The sequence below is a fragment of the Paraburkholderia sp. BR10937 genome (assembly GCF_040965695.1).
Taxonomy (GTDB): Bacteria; Pseudomonadota; Gammaproteobacteria; order Burkholderiales; family Burkholderiaceae; genus Paraburkholderia.
Map to the genome: position 1 here is coordinate 305,983 of NZ_JBFRCL010000002.1, position 17,539 is coordinate 323,521.

The 17,539-nt window shown below is 63.2% G+C and carries 14 protein-coding genes; 6 read left to right on the forward strand and 8 right to left on the reverse strand.

Annotated features, from left to right (window positions below):
* Positions 1-3 precede the first annotated feature (3 nt).
* The 4 genes from AB4Y44_RS03355 to AB4Y44_RS03370 all read right to left on the reverse strand — a co-directional run bounded on the left by AB4Y44_RS03355 (position 4) and on the right by AB4Y44_RS03370 (position 5,328).
* Complete coding sequence (locus AB4Y44_RS03355; RefSeq protein WP_368698694.1) at positions 4-1,920, reverse strand: SMP-30/gluconolactonase/LRE family protein; 1,917 nt, start codon at positions 1,918-1,920, stop codon at positions 4-6.
* Positions 1,921-2,190: 270 nt separating this feature from the next.
* Positions 2,191-3,888: a class I poly(R)-hydroxyalkanoic acid synthase gene (gene phaC, locus AB4Y44_RS03360; RefSeq protein WP_368698695.1), complete on the reverse strand. Its 1,698-nt coding sequence runs from the start codon at positions 3,886-3,888 to the stop codon at positions 2,191-2,193.
* Positions 3,885-4,373: a MaoC family dehydratase gene (locus AB4Y44_RS03365; protein WP_368698696.1), complete on the reverse strand. Its 489-nt coding sequence runs from the start codon at positions 4,371-4,373 to the stop codon at positions 3,885-3,887. The genes phaC and AB4Y44_RS03365 overlap by 4 nt, the downstream gene beginning before the upstream one ends.
* Positions 4,374-4,650: 277 nt before the next feature.
* On the reverse strand, positions 4,651-5,328 hold the full coding sequence (locus tag AB4Y44_RS03370) for a TetR/AcrR family transcriptional regulator (RefSeq protein WP_368698712.1): 678 nt from the start codon (positions 5,326-5,328) through the stop codon (positions 4,651-4,653).
* A gap of 388 nt (positions 5,329-5,716) precedes the next feature.
* Here AB4Y44_RS03370 and AB4Y44_RS03375 point away from each other — a divergent pair, with 388 nt between their 5' ends.
* The 5 genes from AB4Y44_RS03375 to hydA all read left to right on the forward strand — a co-directional run bounded on the left by AB4Y44_RS03375 (position 5,717) and on the right by hydA (position 12,921).
* Positions 5,717-6,982 carry a Zn-dependent hydrolase gene (locus AB4Y44_RS03375; protein WP_368698697.1) on the forward strand — a complete coding sequence of 422 codons (1,266 nt, stop codon included), beginning with the start codon at positions 5,717-5,719 and terminating at the stop codon, positions 6,980-6,982.
* Positions 6,983-7,104: 122 nt separating this feature from the next.
* Positions 7,105-8,499, forward strand: coding sequence for an NAD(P)-dependent oxidoreductase (locus tag AB4Y44_RS03380; protein WP_368698698.1), 1,395 nt, complete (start codon positions 7,105-7,107; stop codon positions 8,497-8,499).
* A gap of 62 nt (positions 8,500-8,561) precedes the next feature.
* Positions 8,562-9,839, forward strand: a complete 1,278-nt coding sequence (preA, locus tag AB4Y44_RS03385) for an NAD-dependent dihydropyrimidine dehydrogenase subunit PreA (RefSeq protein WP_368698699.1) — start codon at positions 8,562-8,564, stop codon at positions 9,837-9,839.
* A 59-nt stretch (positions 9,840-9,898) separates the two neighbouring features.
* The gene (locus AB4Y44_RS03390) at positions 9,899-11,401 is read left to right on the forward strand and encodes an NCS1 family nucleobase:cation symporter-1 (RefSeq protein WP_342921711.1); all 1,503 of its coding nucleotides are present in this window, start codon (positions 9,899-9,901) and stop codon (positions 11,399-11,401) included.
* Positions 11,402-11,445: 44 nt separating this feature from the next.
* Entirely contained in the window at positions 11,446-12,921 is a 1,476-nt protein-coding gene (gene hydA / locus AB4Y44_RS03395) for a dihydropyrimidinase (RefSeq protein WP_368698700.1), read from the forward strand.
* Positions 12,922-12,945: 24 nt separating this feature from the next.
* On the opposite strand, the gene AB4Y44_RS03400 is transcribed toward hydA, so the two are convergent.
* From AB4Y44_RS03400 to AB4Y44_RS03415, 4 genes are all read right to left on the reverse strand, one after another.
* Entirely contained in the window at positions 12,946-13,797 is an 852-nt protein-coding gene (locus tag AB4Y44_RS03400; RefSeq protein WP_368698701.1) for a lipase family protein, read from the reverse strand.
* Positions 13,798-13,962: 165 nt separating this feature from the next.
* Entirely contained in the window at positions 13,963-14,742 is a 780-nt protein-coding gene (locus AB4Y44_RS03405) for a phosphoribosyltransferase (RefSeq protein ID WP_342921708.1), read from the reverse strand.
* 402 nt (positions 14,743-15,144) lie between these two features.
* On the reverse strand, positions 15,145-16,263 hold the full coding sequence (locus AB4Y44_RS03410) for a patatin-like phospholipase family protein (protein WP_368698702.1): 1,119 nt from the start codon (positions 16,261-16,263) through the stop codon (positions 15,145-15,147).
* Between the two features lie 75 nt (positions 16,264-16,338).
* Positions 16,339-16,902: a TetR/AcrR family transcriptional regulator gene (locus tag AB4Y44_RS03415; protein WP_368698703.1), complete on the reverse strand. Its 564-nt coding sequence runs from the start codon at positions 16,900-16,902 to the stop codon at positions 16,339-16,341.
* Positions 16,903-16,963: 61 nt separating this feature from the next.
* Between AB4Y44_RS03415 and AB4Y44_RS03420 the strand changes: the two genes are divergently transcribed.
* Complete coding sequence (locus tag AB4Y44_RS03420) at positions 16,964-17,416, forward strand: DUF4188 domain-containing protein (RefSeq protein ID WP_368698704.1); 453 nt, start codon at positions 16,964-16,966, stop codon at positions 17,414-17,416.
* Positions 17,417-17,539: the final 123 nt, after the last annotated feature.

Consider the following 17,539-nt stretch of genomic DNA (forward strand, 5'->3'; position numbering starts at 1 on the left):
CTGTTACGGGTGCCAGCGATAAACCACGACGCTCGATCCGTTGTAATTGTCTTTCGTGACGACGAATTCGCCGGTCGAGCGCAGGTACGCGCGGATGCCGTACATCGAATCCACGTCGTTGCCGACATCGATCGCCGTCGGGTTCGAGTTCGTCAATGTCGTGACGAGACTGCCGGTGTTCAGGTCGAACACGTCGATTTTCGGTACCGTATGCACGTAGCCCACGAACAGGTAATGGCCCGCTGCCGCGATCGATTTCGGATTCGCGCTCGCGAGATCGATCACCGGGCCCGGCGCGCTCGTGTTGCCCGCTTTCCAGCCGCGATAGATCTCGATGTGCCCGTTCATGGCTGTCCAGTCCCAGCTCCCCGCAATGCCTTGGGCGAGGATCATCGTGTCGCTGTCCGACTGATAGATGATCCGCGTGAGCGGGCGCGCGGTCCGCGGGATCTGGATCGTGCTGGCGGCGCCCCATGATGGCTTGCCGTTCGCGTCGAAGCCGGTCAGGGGGTAATGGTAGATCTGGTTGGTCCGGTCGAGGCCGGCCCAGACGTCGCCATTGCCGTCTATTGCGAAGCCGCCCGTCACCTTCGTATTCGTATTGAACGCCTTGCCCGGGATCGAGCCGTCGGGAATGGCAATGTACCCGCTCGACGGCTGGAAATGAAAGAAGTTGAAGGTGTCGGGATTCTGCCCGGAGGCGACGAGAATGCGGTTGCCTCCCACCACCACGAGTTGCCCGAAAAGCTGGCCGCGCTGATAGTCATTCATGTTCAGGCGCGGGTCAGTCGGCCAGCTGAACGGATCGATCGTGTTTGCGACGAACGTGCCGCCCGATGTACCCGTGTAGATGGTGTTGCCGCTGTAGAAGTTCGCGCCGTCGGTTGCCGGGTCGGGCGCCGCGATCGCCTCGAAGTTGAGTGCTTGCAAAGTCCACTGCAGCGTGCCCGATGAGCTGTACGAGTGAATATCGGTGCTGCCGTTGCGGCCGAGGTCCCAGTCGCCGCCCCATGCGTTGTTGAGCACGTACAGATTGCCCGCTGCATCCTTGCCGATACCGGCGACGCGTGTGAAGCGCTTGTCGCCGACCTGCCCCTTGATGCCCCTCGTGGTGTCGAGATAGCCGCCCAGTACACCGAACGTGCCGACCAGCGCCGGCACCCCGGTCAGGGCATAACACTTGATGTTCATGTCGGGACCTTTGTCGCCAACCAGCAGCTGGTTCGTCGGTGCGTCGAAATCGAGCGCCGATGGCCGGCCGCCCGCGGCCATCTGGATCGTGTTCATCGCCGCGCCAGCCGGGCTGAACTGCGCAATCACACCGGCGCTCGCGCGCGCGACCCAGAGGTTGCCCGCAGCGTCGACTGCGAGTGCGCCGGGTTGCTGGACGCCGATGTCGCGTTGCCAGACGCCGTCGCTCGTGTACACCCGTACGCGGTTGCCGTAATAGTCGCTGGCATAGAGGAGTGTGCCCGCAGTCGCGAGGCCGGTGATCACGTCCGCGTTCTGGATGCCGGTCCACGTGCTCACGGCAATGCGAAGGTCACGTGTGTTCGAGCTTCGGCTGTAGCGGCCCACCGACCCGCTGCCGTACGTCCGGCTATAACCGAGCGCGACGAAGATCGACGACGCGTTGCCTGTGATCGCACTGCCCTGGAACTCGTCGTGCGCGCCGATGGTGCCGAGCGTTGCGCCGTTCTGGTAGAGCGCGACGCCACCCGCGTTTTCGTCCCAGCGCGATGACGTATAGATGACACCCTCGGGCGCGACCCACATCGAGCGCGCGCCGTTGCCGACGTGTGCGGCGAGCGTGCCGAAGGTGTTGGCGAGCCAGTCGGTCGTGTATTGCGCGTGACTGGCAGGCGCAGTGGCGGCGACGAAAAGCCCCAGCAATGCTGCGCGAATCCGCTTCTTGAACATGCGCTGGGCTTCCCATAGACATCGCGCCGAGATGGCATGAATCGCGGCGCATAAAGTGACCGATAGTGAAGCCACGCCGCAATCGGGAGGTCGTGCTCAGTGAGCGCTTGTATCTGGAGTGTAGTCAGAAAATCGCGTTCGGCGTTTCAACGCGCTCATGGATTTATCAAGGATGCGCAGCGAATGATTCAGTGCGCATCAGCGTGGATTGGGTCACCGCGAGGTAATCAGAGCAGGTAGCACGTGCCATGACCGCTCATGCACGTGGACTCAATTCGCCCGCGCCTTGACGTAACGGCCAGGCGCGGGCTCTATCGGCCGAAACTTCGTGCTTCCCAGCTTCGTGCGCGCCTTGACTTGACCACCCGCATGCGGCTGCAGCCACGCGATCCAGTGATTCCACCAGCTGCCCGAAGTCTGCTGCGCAGAAGCGAACCACTCATCAGCGTCACTTTCAGGACTGCCGCTCGCGCCGCCGTCGACCCCGCTGTCGACCCAATAGCTCCGCTTGTTCTTTGTCGCCGGATTGATCACGCCGGCGATGTGTCCGCTCGCCCCGAGCACGAACTGGGCTTCGCCGCCAAGGAGCCGGGTGCTGCGCCATGCCGACTTCCACGGCACGATGTGATCCTCCTGGGTCGCCAGCACGTAGGCCGGCATGTCGACGCGGCCGAGGTCGACCGGCACGCCGCACATGGTGAGCTTGCCGGGTTCGCGCAGGTTGTTTTCGAGGTACATGTTGCGCAGGTACCAGGTGTACATGGGGCCTGGCAGATTGGTGCTGTCGGCGTTCCAGTAGAGCAGGTCGAACGCCGCGGGGCTCTTTCCCTTCAGATAGTGGTTGATCACATTAGGCCAGATCAGATCGTTGGCGCGCAGCATCTGGAACACGAAGCCGAGTTCGCGCCCCGGGTAGATGCCGCCGCTGCCTATCGAATGCTCACGCTGCAAGACGGTTTGCTCGTCGATGAACACGCCGAGATCGCCCGGATCGGTGAAGTCGAGCATGGTCGTCAGAAGCGTCAGGCTCGCAACCTTTTCTTCTTCGCGCGCGCGTATCACCGCAAGCGCCGAAGAAAGGATCGTGCCGCCCACACACCAGCCCACCGTGTTGACTTTGTCCGCGCCGGTAATCGCAAGCGCGACGTCGATGGCCTGCATCACGCCCGTTTCCAGATAGTCGTCCCATGTCGTATGCGCAGTTTCCGCATCGGGGTTGCGCCACGACACCATGAAGACCGTTTGTCCCTGCTCGACGGCGAAGCGCACAAACGAGTTTTCAGGTTGGAGGTCGAGAATATAGAACTTGTTGATGCAAGGCGGCACGATCAGCAAGGGACGCTTCGCTACGTGCGTGCCGAGTGGGGCGTACTGGATCAGCTGAAACAGGGCGTTCTCGAAGACCACCGCGCCTTTGGACACCGCAACGTTGTGACCCACCTCGAAGGCGGCTTCGTCGGTGATCGTAATGGTGCCGCGCGCGAGGTCTCCAACCAGATTGGTCATGCCCGTACGAAGGCTGGCGCCGTTCGACTCGATGGCCATCCGGATCGCTTCGGGATTGGTCGCGGCATAGTTGGTGGGGCTCGCCGCATCGATGAACTGGCGCATGAAAAAGCGCAGCCTTTGCTTTTCGCTCTCGTTATAGCCGGTCGCGCCGACCATGTCTTCGAGCAGGCCCGCGTTGGCCAGGTAGCTCTGCCTGAGCAGGTTGTACCAGGCGTTGCTGGTCCATTCGTCGGCCCGAAACCGCGGGTCGCGGGATGTCTGGCCGGCCGCCGCCTGCGGGTTCAGCACGGTCGTCCACAGCGCCCACTGCTGTTCCCAGTAGCGAGTGCCGGCTTCATGCATGACAGCCGGCGCAACGGCAGCGCTCGCCGGAATGCCGGCCAATGCGTTCAGGAAGTCCTTTGCCGAGCGGGAAAAGCCGTGTGCTACCTCGTCAGGCATATTGAAGTGATTACTCATGCCGGTTCCACTGCGGTATTCGTCGAAGCGTCTGCGCAACGTGCTTCGCTGGCGCGATCCGCGCGTGAAGTGGGCATGACGAGCGCGTCACCGTCGATGACAACCTTGCCTTGCACGGTGCAGATGGTGTCAAGCACGACCCGGCGCTTGCCCGGAATGAGTTCGCGGACCGTCACCGTGGCCTGCACGGTATCGCCCGGCCTGACCGGCGCCTTGAAGCGCAGGTTCTGCCCGAGATAGATCGTGCCGGGGCCCGGCAACCGGCCGGCGATGGCCGCGGAAATAATGCTTGCACTGAGCATACCGTGCGCAATGCGTCCCCTGAAGGGCGTCTTGCGCGAGAACTCTTCATCGATGTGCACGGCATTGTTGTCGCCCGAGGCGCCGGCAAATAGCACGATATCCGCGTCGGTAATGGTCTTGGCGAAGCTCGCGCTCATCCCGGGTGCCAGGTCTTCGAAGTCGTATCCTGCAATGTCGTTCATACGTGATCCTAAGGAAATGGTGATCGCGTTCAGCCGTCTGGTTGATCCGTGCGGGGAAGACGATCACCTCGCGTAGCGAGGCGCAGCATGCTGGCGCGGACCGACCGTCATAGCGTGATTCTTCACACGAAGCGTCGTCGGTACTGGGTTCGTGGTTGAAATCGCACGATACGGCAAACGCGGATCTCGCATTTGCGATTGGACGCCACGGTTTTAATATTTCGCGCCATCGTTTGTTTCGGAACGGGGCGGAAAAAGGGCGGCAATCGTGTTTCGCTCAATGCCCCGGCGAGCGCGCGCCGCTCGCGCGCAAAATCAGCCGCACCACTTCCTCGGTGCTCGCCTCGAAACCCGCCGATGAAAGCGCGCGCTTGCCCGAGAGCGCGCGTATTTGCGCCTCGAAATCGGCATAGTGCTGCGTGGTCGCCCAGATCATGAAAAGCAGCGTTTTCGGATCGACGGGGGCGAGCAATCCCTCCGCAATCCAGCGATCGATCAGCTTCACGCGCGTTTCCATCCACGGCTTCACACGCTTGAGCAAGATGTCCTGCATATGCGTCGCGCCACTGATGATCTCGTTCGCCCACACTTTCGACCCGAGCGGCCTGCGCCGCGAGAGCTCCATCTTCGCACGTACGTAACCGCCAATCGCCTCGACCGGATCGTCGCTCGCGTCGAAGGTGTTGGCCGCCGCGTTCCATTCCTCGAACAGATCGTCGAGCACGCGCCAGTAGAGCGCGAGCTTGGTCGGGAAGTAGTAGTGCAGATTGGCCTTCGGCAGGCCCGCGCGCTCCGCGATCAGCGCCGTGCTCGCGCCTTCGAAGCCGCGCTCTGCGAACACGGCCTCCGCGCAGGCGAGCAGATGCGCCTCGTTCGACTCGCGAATGGCGGCTTTGCGCCGACGCGGCTTGTGCGTTGCGTCAGCGGCATTCCGTTCGTGCGCCGTGCCTCGCATCGCGTGGTTCGCGGCCCGCGTGGTGGGTTCGTCGTCGCGCATGATGGTCGGTCCATTCAGAAGGGAAGAGGCGGCGCGCGGCTGCCGCGCCCATGTCGGCTTCATTGTAGTCACGATGTAAGCGCCTCGTGCATTCACCGCCCTCGGGGAAAACGCGCGGAGCGCGAGGGCATTTTCGCGCACTGCAGCATCGATGGCACGCTTCTCGCTGGTAACACCGCATTGAATTCGCGAAGTTTATCGCCTACAACCTGTCCAATCGGACAGGATTCGCGGGGCGTGGTTTCGGGAGTCGCGATGCGCCATTCGAGCGTGCACCGCCATGGCTCTTCCCGCCCCAGAAGGTGGCGCGAATGCACGTTTGACGAACACGGACAGGAGGACACGCATGAACGCAGTAAGCGAAGCCGCGTTGACGACCGCGATTCACGTGAACGGCCAGCGTTTGTGGGACAGCCTGATGGAGATGGCGAAGATCGGCGCGACGCCCAAAGGCGGCGTGTGCCGCCTCGCGCTCACGGACCTCGACAAGACAGGGCGCGATCTCATCGTGCAATGGGCGAAAGAGGCGGGCTGCACGGTGAGCGTCGACCAGATGGGCAACGTGTTCATGCGCCGCGCGGGGCGCAACAACGACCTGCCGCCGGTGATGACCGGCTCGCACGCCGATTCCCAGCCCACGGGCGGGCGCTTCGACGGCATCTACGGCGTGCTGGGCGGTCTCGAGGTAATCCGCGCGCTCAACGATCACGGCATTCAAACCGAACGCCCCGTCGAAACCGTGATCTGGACCAACGAGGAAGGCTCGCGTTTCGCGCCGGCGATGGTCGCCTCGGGCGTGTTCGCAGGCGTCTTTACGCTCGACTACGGGCTCTCGCGCAAGGATGTCGACGGCAAGACCATCGGCGAGGAGTTGCAGCGTATCGGCTACGCGGGCGAACTGCCGTGCGGCGGGCGCAAGATTCACGCGGCGTTCGAGTTGCATATCGAGCAGGGGCCGATACTCGAAGCCGAAAACAAGACCATCGGCGTCGTCACGGACGCGCAGGGCCAGCGCTGGTACGAAGTCGTGCTCACCGGACAGGAAGCGCACGCGGGCCCGACGCCCATGCCGCGCCGCCGCGATGCGCTGCTGGGCGCCTCGCGCGTCGTGCAGCTCGTCAATGAAATTGGCCTGCGCCATGCGCCGCTGGCCTGCGCGACGGTCGGCATGATGCAGGTGCATCCGAATTCGCGCAACGTGATTCCGGGCCGCGTGTTCTTTACCATCGATTTCCGCCATCCTCAGGACGACGTGCTCGCGCAGATGGACGCCGAACTGCGCGAAGGCATCGAAAGGATTGCCGAACAAGGCAAGCTCGAAACTCAGCTCGAGCAGATTTTCTATTACGCGCCGGTGCCGTTCGACAAGGCCTGCGTGAACTCCGTGCGCGCGGCGGCGGAGCGCTTTGGCTACTCGAACCGCGAGATCGTTTCGGGCGCGGGCCACGACGCGTGCTATCTCGCGACGGTCGCGCCGACTTCGATGGTGTTCGTGCCGTGCATCGACGGCATCAGCCATAACGAGGTCGAGGACGCGACGATCGAATGGATCGAGGCGGGCGCCAACGTACTGCTGCACGCCATGCTCGAACGCGCGAGCGAACCCGGCTGACGCCTTTGACGCCAACGCAAGCGGCCTGAGAGCCGCGCTGTCTTTCACGCATTCCCCACGTACCGGCTGCGCGCGTCGCGCACAGCCGGGGACTCGTGTTTTGCCTCGCAAGGAGCATCCGGATGTCCCAGCCCAACTCGAATGTCGCCGACGGCATCGCGCCTGGCCGCCTCACGGCCGAACAGCTTGGCTGCAACTTTGCCGACGTCGCGCCGCCACTGTCCGCCAACGCAGCTGTCATCGCCGCCGACCGCTGCCACTACTGTTACGACGCGCCGTGCGTTGCGGCTTGCCCGACCAGTATCGACATTCCGGGCTTTATCCGCAAGATCGGCAACGGCAATCTCAAGGGCGCGGCGCGCGACATCTTGAGCGCGAATCCGCTGGGCGGCACGTGCGCGCGCGTGTGCCCAACCGAAATCCTCTGCGAAGGCGCGTGCGTCCGGAATCATCAGGATGGCGAACCAGTCCGGATCGGCGCGCTGCAGCGTCATGCCACCGACTTTCAGATGGCGCGCGAAGCCGCCGGCGCGCCGGCGCTCTTCAAACGCGCGAGCGAGACGGGACGGCGCGTGGCCGTGGTCGGGGCCGGACCGGCTGGACTCGCCTGCGCGCATACGCTGGCGCTCGCCGGGCATCGCGTGGACGTGTTCGATGCGGGCGAGAAGCCGGGCGGTCTCAACGAATACGGCATCGCGGCGTACAAGGTCGTCGACGATTTTGCGCAGCGCGAAGTGCAATGGCTCCTTTCCGTCGGCGGGATCGAAATACGTCAGGGCCAGCGGCTTGGCCGTGACGTCACGCTTACGGAATTGCGAGCCGCCTATGACGCCGTGTTCATCGGCGTGGGCCTCGGCGGCACGCAAGCGCTTTCCATTGAAGGCGAAGCGCTCGATGGCGTGCGCGACGCTGTGGAATTTATCGCCCGCCTGCGCGACGCCGACGATCTTTCCGCGCTGGCGGTGGGCCGCAAGGTGGTGGTGATCGGCGGCGGCAACACGGCCATCGATGCCGCCGTGCAAAGCCGCAAGCTGGGCGCCGAGCAGGTGACGCTTGCGTATCGCCGCGGCGCGGCGCAGATGAGCGCCACCTGGGCCGAACAGGAATTCGCGCGGGCGCAGGGCGTGGTGCTGGTCGAATGGATGAAGCCGCTGCGCATTACCGGCGACACCTGCGTGCAGGCCGTGGAGTTCGAGCGCACTGCGCGCGATGCGGGCAGCGCGTTGCGCGGCACCGGCGAGATCGTGCGTATGGAAGCCGACATGGTTTTGAAAGCCATCGGTCAAAAGCTCTTGCCCGAAGGCCTGGTTGGCCTCGACGCCCTGCAACTTACCGCGGCCGGCGCGCGCATTGCCGTGGATGCCGATGGTGCGACCTCCATCGAAGGCGTATTCGCCGGCGGCGACTGCGCAGCCCATGGCGCAACCGATCTCACCGTGCAGGCCGTGCAGGACGGCAAGCTCGCCGCGCGCGCGATCGATCGCTACCTCGCGAGTCAGTCCGCCAAAGCCGCTTGAACCGGGCAGCTCGATCCACGCGAGCAACACACCGAATCCAGACAATACGAAGGAGTCGCATCATGGCCGACCTGCGCTGCACGATTGCCGGCATTGAATCGCCGAACCCGTTCTGGCTTGCCTCTGCGCCACCCACCGACAAGGCCTACAACGTCAACCGCGCCTTCGAGGCGGGCTGGGGCGGCGTGGTCTGGAAAACACTCGGTCTCGACCCGCACGTGGTGAACGTGAGTTCACGCTACGGCGCGACCACGTGGCGCGGCCAGCGCATGGCGGGGTTGAACAACATCGAGCTCATTACCGACCGGCCGCTCGACGTGAACCTCAAGGAAATCGCGCAGGTGAAGCGGGACTGGCCAGACCGGGCGCTCATCGTCTCGCTGATGGTGCCGTGCACCGAGCAGGACTGGAAGTGGATCCTGCCGCAGGTGGAAGATACCGGCGCCGATGCGGTGGAGCTCAACTTCGGCTGCCCGCACGGCATGAGCGAGCGCGGCATGGGCGCGGCCGTGGGGCAGGTGCCCGAATACATCGAAATGGTCACGCGCTGGGTGAAGGAGGGCACGCGCCTGCCTTGCCTCGTGAAACTCACGCCCAACGTGACCGACATACGCCACGGCGCGCGCGCGGCGATGAAGGGCGGTGCGGACGGCGTCTCGCTCATCAATACGATCAACTCGATCGTGGGTGTCGATCTCGACGTGATGGCGCCGCTGCCGACCGTCGATGGAAAAGGCACGCACGGCGGCTACTGCGGCCCCGCCGCGAAGCCCATTGCGCTGCACATGGTCGCGGAAATTGCGCGCGACCCGCAAACGCACGGCTTGCCCATCTCCGGCATCGGCGGCATTTCCGACTGGCGCGACGCCGCCGAATTCATCGTGCTGGGCGCGGGAAGCGTGCAGGTTTGCACCGCCGCGATGCACTATGGATTCCGAATCGTCAGCGACATGATCGACGGCCTCTCGAACTGGATGGACGACAAGGGCTACGCGAATCTCGACGCCATTCGCGGCCGCGCCGTGCCCAACGTCACCGACTGGCAGTACCTGAACCTCAACTACGACATCAAGGCGCGCATCGATCAGGACCGCTGCATCCAGTGCGGGCTCTGCCATATCGCCTGCGAGGACACCTCGCACCAGGCCATCACCGCCACGCGCGAGGGCAAGCGTCATTTCGAGGTGGTCGACGCCAACTGCGTCGGGTGCAATTTATGCATGCATGTGTGCCCGGTCGACCAATGCATCACGATGGAGCGTGTCGACTCGGGCCGCTATACGAACTGGACCACGCATCCCAACAACCCCGCGCGTGTGGCCGATCCGAAAGCCGCCTGACGCATCGAAACAGACCCGAACCGAACCAGACCAACGACAAGTCACGGAGAACTGCAACCATGAGTCAGCCATTGACAGGCGACGCCAGCGCGCGCCGCGCCGAAAGCGAGTTATACAACGACGATCTCGCGCCCACCGGCGCAGCGCAGCGCACGTGGCGCTGGTATCACTTCGCGGCGCTCTGGGTGGGCATGGTGATGAACATCGCCTCGTACATGCTGGCGGCCGGGCTCACCGAGCAGGGCATGTCGCCGTGGCAGTCCGTGCTCACGGTGCTGCTTGGTAATCTCATCGTGCTCGTGCCGATGCTGCTGATCGGCCACGCCGGCACGAAATACGGCATTCCCTACGCGGTGCTGGTGCGTTCCTCGTTCGGCACGCAGGGCGCGAAGCTGCCCGCCATGCTGCGCGCCATCGTGGCGTGTGGCTGGTACGGCATCCAGTCGTGGCTTGGCGGCAGCGCCATCTACACGCTCGCCAATATCCTCACGCACAACGCGCTGGTGGGCGACGCGCTGCCATTTCTCGGCATCTCGATCGGCCAGGGCGCGTGCTTCCTTGTGTTCTGGGTGCTGCAGCTCTACTTCATCCTGCATGGGACCGATTCGATCCGCTGGCTCGAAAGCTGGTCCGCGCCCATCAAGGTCGTGATGTGCGTGGTGCTTGTGTGGTGGGCCTGTTCGAAGGCGGGCGGCGTGGGTTCGATGCTTTCGCAGCCTTCCCAGTTCTCGGCCGGCGGCAAGAAGGCGGGGCTCTTCTGGGCGACGTTCTGGCCGAGCCTCACGGCCATGGTGGGCTTCTGGGCCACGCTCGCGCTCAACATTCCCGACTTCACGCGCTTCGCGAAAACGCAAAAGGATCAGTTCGTGGGGCAGGCCATCGGTCTGCCAATTCCGATGGCGCTGCTTTCGGTGGTCTCGGTCGTTGTGACTTCGGCCACGGTGGTGATCTACGGCAAGGCGATCTGGGACCCCATCGATCTCACGAGCCGCATGGAAGGCGTGGGCGTGGGCATCGCGCTCGTCATCCTCACGCTCGACACGATGTGCTGCAATCTCGCCGCGAATCTCGTCGGACCGGCCTACGATTTTTCGAGCCTCTGGCCCAAAGCGATCTCGTACAAGGCCGGTGGGCTCATCACCGCGGGTATCGCCATCGTGATGATGCCGTGGAAAATTCTCGCCACCACGCAGGGCTACATCTTCACCTGGCTCGTCGGCTACTCGGCGCTGCTTGGACCCGTGGCGGGCATTCTCATCGTCGACTACTTCCTCGTTCGCGGCACGCGCCTCGATACGGCCCAGCTATTCGAGGAGAACGGCGAATATGCCTACTCGAACGGCTGGAACCCAGCGGCCGTCATCGCGCTGGTTCTGGGCGTGCTGCCCAATCTGCCGGGCTTTCTCAACACCGCGTTCCCGAATGTGTTTACCTCCGTTCCCGACGCGTTCAAGAGCATCTACACCTATGCGTGGTTCGTGGGGCTCGCGATTGCGGCGCTCGTCTATGGCGTCATGATGAAGCTCGGCAAGAGCCGGCGCCCGAGTGTGGCAAGCGCGTGAGCGGTGGCAGCGCGAATTCGTTCAACTGAAGGAGACTTGGCATCATGGCGATCCTGATTCGAGGCGGCACCGTCGTCAATGCGGACAAGAGCTGGCGCGCGGACGTGCTCTGCGAAAGCGGCGTGATCCAGGCCGTGGGCGAAAACCTCGACGCGCCCGCGGGCGCGACCGTGGTCGACGCGGGCGGCCAGTATGTGATGCCGGGTGGCATCGACCCGCATACGCACATGGAGCTGCCGTTCATGGGCACGACGGCGAGCGACGACTTCTACACGGGCACGGCGGCGGGCCTGGCGGGCGGCACGACGTCGATCATCGATTTCGTGATTCCGAACCCGAAGCAGCCGCTGATGGACGCGTTTCGCGAGTGGCGCGGCTGGGCTGAAAAAGCCGCCGCCGACTACGGCTTTCACGTGGCGGTCACGTGGTGGGACGACAGCGTGCATCGCGACATGGGCCTGCTCGTGAACGAACATGGCGTGTCGAGCTTCAAGCATTTCATGGCGTACAAGAACGCGATCATGGCCGACGACGAGATTCTCGTGAACAGTTTCGCGCGTTCGCTCGAACTGGGCGCGCTGCCCACCGTGCACGCTGAAAACGGCGAACTCGTCTTCCAGTTGCAGCGGCAGCTGCTTGCGCGCGGCTTCACGGGGCCCGAGGCGCATCCGCTTTCGAGGCCGCCCGAAGTCGAAGGCGAGGCGGCGAACCGCGCCATTCGCATTGCGCAGGTGCTGGGCGTGCCGGTGTACATCGTGCATGTCTCGGCGAAAGACGCGCTCGAAGCCATCGCCCGCGCGCGCAGCGAAGGGCAACGCGTGTTCGGCGAGGTGCTCGCCGGCCATCTGGTGATCGACGAGTCCGTGTATCGCGACCCGGACTGGACGCGTGCCGCCGCCCATGTGATGAGCCCGCCGTTCCGCACGAAAGAGCATCGCGACGCGCTTTGGCGCGGGCTGCAAGGCGGGCTGCTGCACACCACGGCGACCGACCACTGTGTGTTCTGTGCTTCGCAGAAGGCAATGGGCCGCAACGATTTCACGAGAATTCCGAACGGATGCGGCGGCGTGGAGGATCGCATGGCCGTGCTGTGGGACCAGGGCGTGAATACAGGCCGGCTCACGCCGAACGAGTTCGTGCGGGTGACCTCCACGAACGCCGCGCAGATCTTCAACCTGTATCCGCGCAAGGGCACGGTGGCTGCCGGCGCCGACGCCGATCTCGTCGTTTGGGATCCGCAGGCCACACGCACGATCTCGGTGAAGACGCATCATCAGAACGTCGACTTCAACGTCTTCGAAGGCATGACGGTGCGCGGCGTGCCCACGCATACGGTCTCGCAAGGCGAACTCGTGTGGGCGAACGGCGATCTGCGGGCGCGGCGCGGTGCCGGGCGCTACCTGAAGCGGCCTGCGAACCCTGGCTATCTGCAGGCATCGCGGCTTGCGAAGAGCCTGAAGGAGACGCAGCCCGTGCATCGCGAGGGAGACGCGACTAATCAGGCGAAAGGGCCCGGTTAGTCTGATTGACGGCGACGTGTCGTTTCACGGAATCAGACTTCTCACGTAGTTGATGGGTGCGTGATCCGCGAGGTCACGCACCATGACGTCACCGATGCGCCAGGCGTATTGGAGCAGATAGTCCTCCCGGGCGGCGGCGCGGTCTGCTTGCACGAATGCGTCGTCCGCATTCGGTGCCAGTTTGCCTTCGCGCGTGATGTAGTTCGACGCTCCCGCGTGAACGTATCCGCCAATGGGCGGTGGCAAATCGGTGACGAGATCGCAGCAGTCGACATAGCGCCTGATGTCGACAGGGGCAAGCGTGGCGACGAACGCCGCGTCGCCGACGCGTGGCGAACCGAACGTCACGAGGGCGTTTGGCGTGCATAGGCTGCCAAAGAGCGTGGCGATGGCCGCACCGAGGCTATGGCCTGTCAAGATGAGTTGTTTTCTCGTCGGCGTGGTTTCGTTCAACCAGTCGCCGACCGCTTCGCGCAAGCCGCGAGCGGCGCGTGCAAATCCAGCGTGAACCTCGCCGGCGCTTTCGGTCCACTTTGTCATACTGATTTCCAGGTCTGTTGCGATATCGGAGAGCGATTGCGGTTCCGTTCCCCGAAACGCGAGAACGGCGAGCCCATCGGATTGCCTCACGGCGCCGAAGCCATGCGTGTCGTCATCGGCATTGTTGAAGGGAAATGCGCCTTCGAAACCCACCAGCGCGAGCGCTTGTTCGAGCCGCTGGAGTTCGGCGCCGCCATTCTCGTAGCGTATGTAGGCAAGCCGCGCGAACTCCGCGCACAGTCCGTCGATATCGTAGTTGCCACCCGCAGTGAACACCGTCGGCCTGAGTTGCGGTGAGTTGAGCGCGTCGCGCGATGGGTCGTAGGGGACAGGCATTTTTACCTCCGTCTTCACGTACTGTATCGCGAACCAGTTGAAGGCAGTCCTTCAAGCCGTTCGGCACGAGATAGTTGCAGTGCGCCGATGTACGTACAAGCTTCCGTTTGCTTACAACGTGCGTGGTACCCGTACTCGCCGAGGTGCCGAGTGCAGAGTCAATCGCTAGTCCAAAGCGCTGATTCTGTATCGCCTGTTGTTGATCGTTTTATATATGATGGAAAACGGAAATGCTTTAAGCAAGACTTCTATCAGAGATTCGTTGTTGCAATAAATCTCCTCTGGTCCAACGGATTCGATGGTTCTCAAGAGCGAGTGGTGATCGCCCGCGAATTCCACGCGGCAATCCACCTTCCATTCCCGTTTCAGGTTCAACGGATAGGCGGAATCGTCGATGGCCAATGTCTTCTTGTAGCCTTGATCTTCCAGCAGTGCCGCTTCCGCCTTCACGAAATCATCGAGGCACTGACGGCTGGTGACATACCGCTCCCATGGCAATACTGCGCGCACCGAAGAACAGTCTTTGTAGTGGTCTGCCGCCGTTCTGCTATCGACGTGGTGCACCAGCGTCAGCACTCTGATCAAAGACGCGTCGTTAACAAACGAAAGCAGATACTCGTAGCAGTTGGCCAGCGTATATCCAACGCCGGCAACATCGTCCACCAGCAGGATTCTCTTGCCCTCCTTGACGCAGGCATCGACAAGATCAAACACTTTCTCGTTGTTGATTTCAGCCTTGGCTTCCCGACGATCGTAGCGTACGAAGTCGACGGGCAGGCCCAACATCTGCGAAAGCATCAGGGCTGGTATGGCGCCTCCGCGCAAGATGCCGAGTATCAAACCGATGTTTTCCTGAACCAGTTGCTCTCTTTTGGACAGGCAAAACGTTTCTATGTCGTCGTAGCCATAGAAGTAGACAGGAAGGCGGGCAAATTCTGTGTTCACCTGGTTTCGCTCCATTCACCTATCGCGATAGCGGCAACGCAAGATGTCCCGCATACATCAAATCGCGATGTTCGAGCAAGATGGGATCCAGTGCCGCGTCGGTCTGCGAATCGCGCGTTGCGAAGGCGGTCCTTACGCCCGCATCCATCGGACACACGTCAACTTCTTGCCCAGACATTTCGCCGCTCGCTCGGGAAAGCCACCGCAATTGTGCAAACCCGCATGAATCAGCTGCAGACGGAGAGACCACCCCAAACCGCTTTCGCCGCACAGTTCATGCGCGAGTCCGAAAGCCAGGGCACGCTCGGCGGGGTCGGCCGGCAACAACGAGGGTGTAGGCACCAACCGTTCGGCGCACGGCCCCGCCCAGCCGATCCAGATCCGAATGTTACGCTACGCGCGTTATTGCGTGTGCGATCCGCTGATCTGCTTGAGCGTCGGATCGAGCAGCGCATCCTTGACGTCGAACGAAGACGCTTGCCCGAGATTCGCGTAGTTTTTTTTGAGCCACGCGTCTGCCACCTCGCGTCCACGGTCGAACAGCGTTTTGAGCAGCGACCAGGACGTGCTGCTCTTGGAGACGAAGCCGAACTGCGCGAGAAAAGCGTCGTCGCGAATCAGGTGAAACCGGACGGTCTTGAAGCGGCTTTGGCTCGCGGCTTCCTCGCCCACCGAATCGAGCACGCGGTTGACCGCTTCGATCGCGTTGATCTCCAGCACGACGGAAGCGTTGAAACCGATTTCGTTGAGCCGGTCCAGAATGCCGCGCGCATTTTTTGGGGGCATGTCGTGGCGCACGAACGGATTCACGAGGATCAGGATCAGGTCCTGGGCATGGGCGATCAACGGCGCCAAAGGCGGATTGCCCAGATAGCCGCCGTCCCAGTACGGCACGCCGTGGAGGTTCACGGTACGGAATTCGCCTGGCAGGCACGCGGAAGCGCGCAGCACGTCGACGGAAATTTCAGGCTGCGTAAAGATGGTGCGTTCGTTGGTTCGTACGTTGGTCGCGCAAATGAAAAGCTGCGGGCTCCCGCTCTTCGCGTTGAGCGTCGAGAAATCGGTTTCCAGGAGCGCGGCGCGGATCACCGGGCCGAGCGGATCGCGATAGAAGGGATTGTTGTAAGGCGAAGCGACGAGTCCCACGATCTCCGAGAAGATGGCGCCAGGACTCCAGTCGATATTCCAGCCGCCGAACGGCCCCGGCTCGGAAAAGCCGAAGAGCGCATTGCCGGCCTGCTTCCCGGCGTGCGACACCGCTTCCCAGAAGGTGCGCAGTTTCTCGCGCGCTTTCGCGGCTCCCCCGCTGACCAGGCCCACCGCGCAGAGCGTCGCGTTGATTCCGCCCGCGCTCGCGCCGCTGATCGCCTCGACACTGAATGGCGTGCCCTGCGATGTCGATTCCAGCAATCGATCGAGCACGCCCCACGTAAAAGCGCCGTGTGAGCCGCCGCCTTGCAGGGCAAGTGCCACCTTGGGGCCGGACTGTTGCCCGCCGTTCGCGGATTCCTCTGTCGCCATGGCTCCTCTCTCGTCGTCATCGCGTTGCAGGCAATCGTACGCGCGAGAGGGAATGCGCGTGCTGCGAATGTCGCCTCAGGAACCGGCGAGGGCGGGCGGCGCGGCCTTGAGTGCGTGAGTGATCAGCGCGATCGCCGCACGCTCACCGGCCGGATCGGCCGGAATTCTTCCGTCGAGCGCCAGCGTGGCCAGACCGTGAACCAGCCCCCAGCAGGCGAGTACCCCCGCCTCGACGCAATGCGGCGCCAGCGCCGCCACGTTGCGTGCCATCAGCGTATATGCGCCCCGGCAATCCTCATGGGGCAGGGCGAGTCCTGCCCCGTCCGCGAACATGAGCCGGAACAGTGCAGGATGCACGCGGGCGAAGCCAACGTAGGCCACGCCCTGCGCCTCGAGCGCTTCGCGCGCGTCATCCGCCTCGTTGGCGCGCGCGGCGCCTGTCTCCAGCATGGCGAAGCCCTTGAGCGCGACGGCGCCCATCAGCGCCGCCTTGTCCTCGAAATGGCGATAGGGCGCCATCGCCGACACGCCGGCCGCCCGCGCAACCGCACGCAGGCTGACGTCGCTTTCGCCCTGTTCGAGCAAGGCCAGCGCGCAATCGACCAGACGGTCACGGAGGGACAGATTCGAATCGCTCATGCGTTGTTTACACTGTAATCATTCGGGACTATGCTTACAGCGTAAACAACCGGGAGCCATCATGCAAGCCACCGTCACCCGAAAGTCCGTCGACCTCAGCGCGTATCCGAATCTTGTGGTCATCCTCCTGGGTTTCCGCGTACGCCGGCTGCGGGGGCTCGCGACCTTGTTCGGCATCGGCAAAGGCTTGCGGCAAATCGAGTCGAACCCGCCGGAGGGATTGCTCTCCAGCGAGCAATTCCTCTTCGCCCTCAACCATGTCGGCATTCGCCAGTATTGGCGCGACCTCGAAAGCCTCGAAGCGTTTACCCGCAGCGCGCCGCATTCGCGCTGGTGGGGCGAGTTTCTGCGCGACAGCGGCGGCGCGGGTTTCTGGCATGAAAGCTATAGCCGGCAGGGCATGGAGGCGGTTTATATCGACATGCCCGGGCCCGTGGGCTTCGATCGCTTCGCACCGGCGCGCCAACCGACCGGACCTTTTATGACCGCGCGGAAGCGCATGGCCGCGGACTGATATGACTTCACGAGTCAATGGGGATCGGTTTTCTGCTTCTCGAGTACATGTCATGTGAATTTCCTGAGGGCGACGTAGCAGTAAATCTCGACGGTCGATCACACTGATATTCGCGGGTTGGCT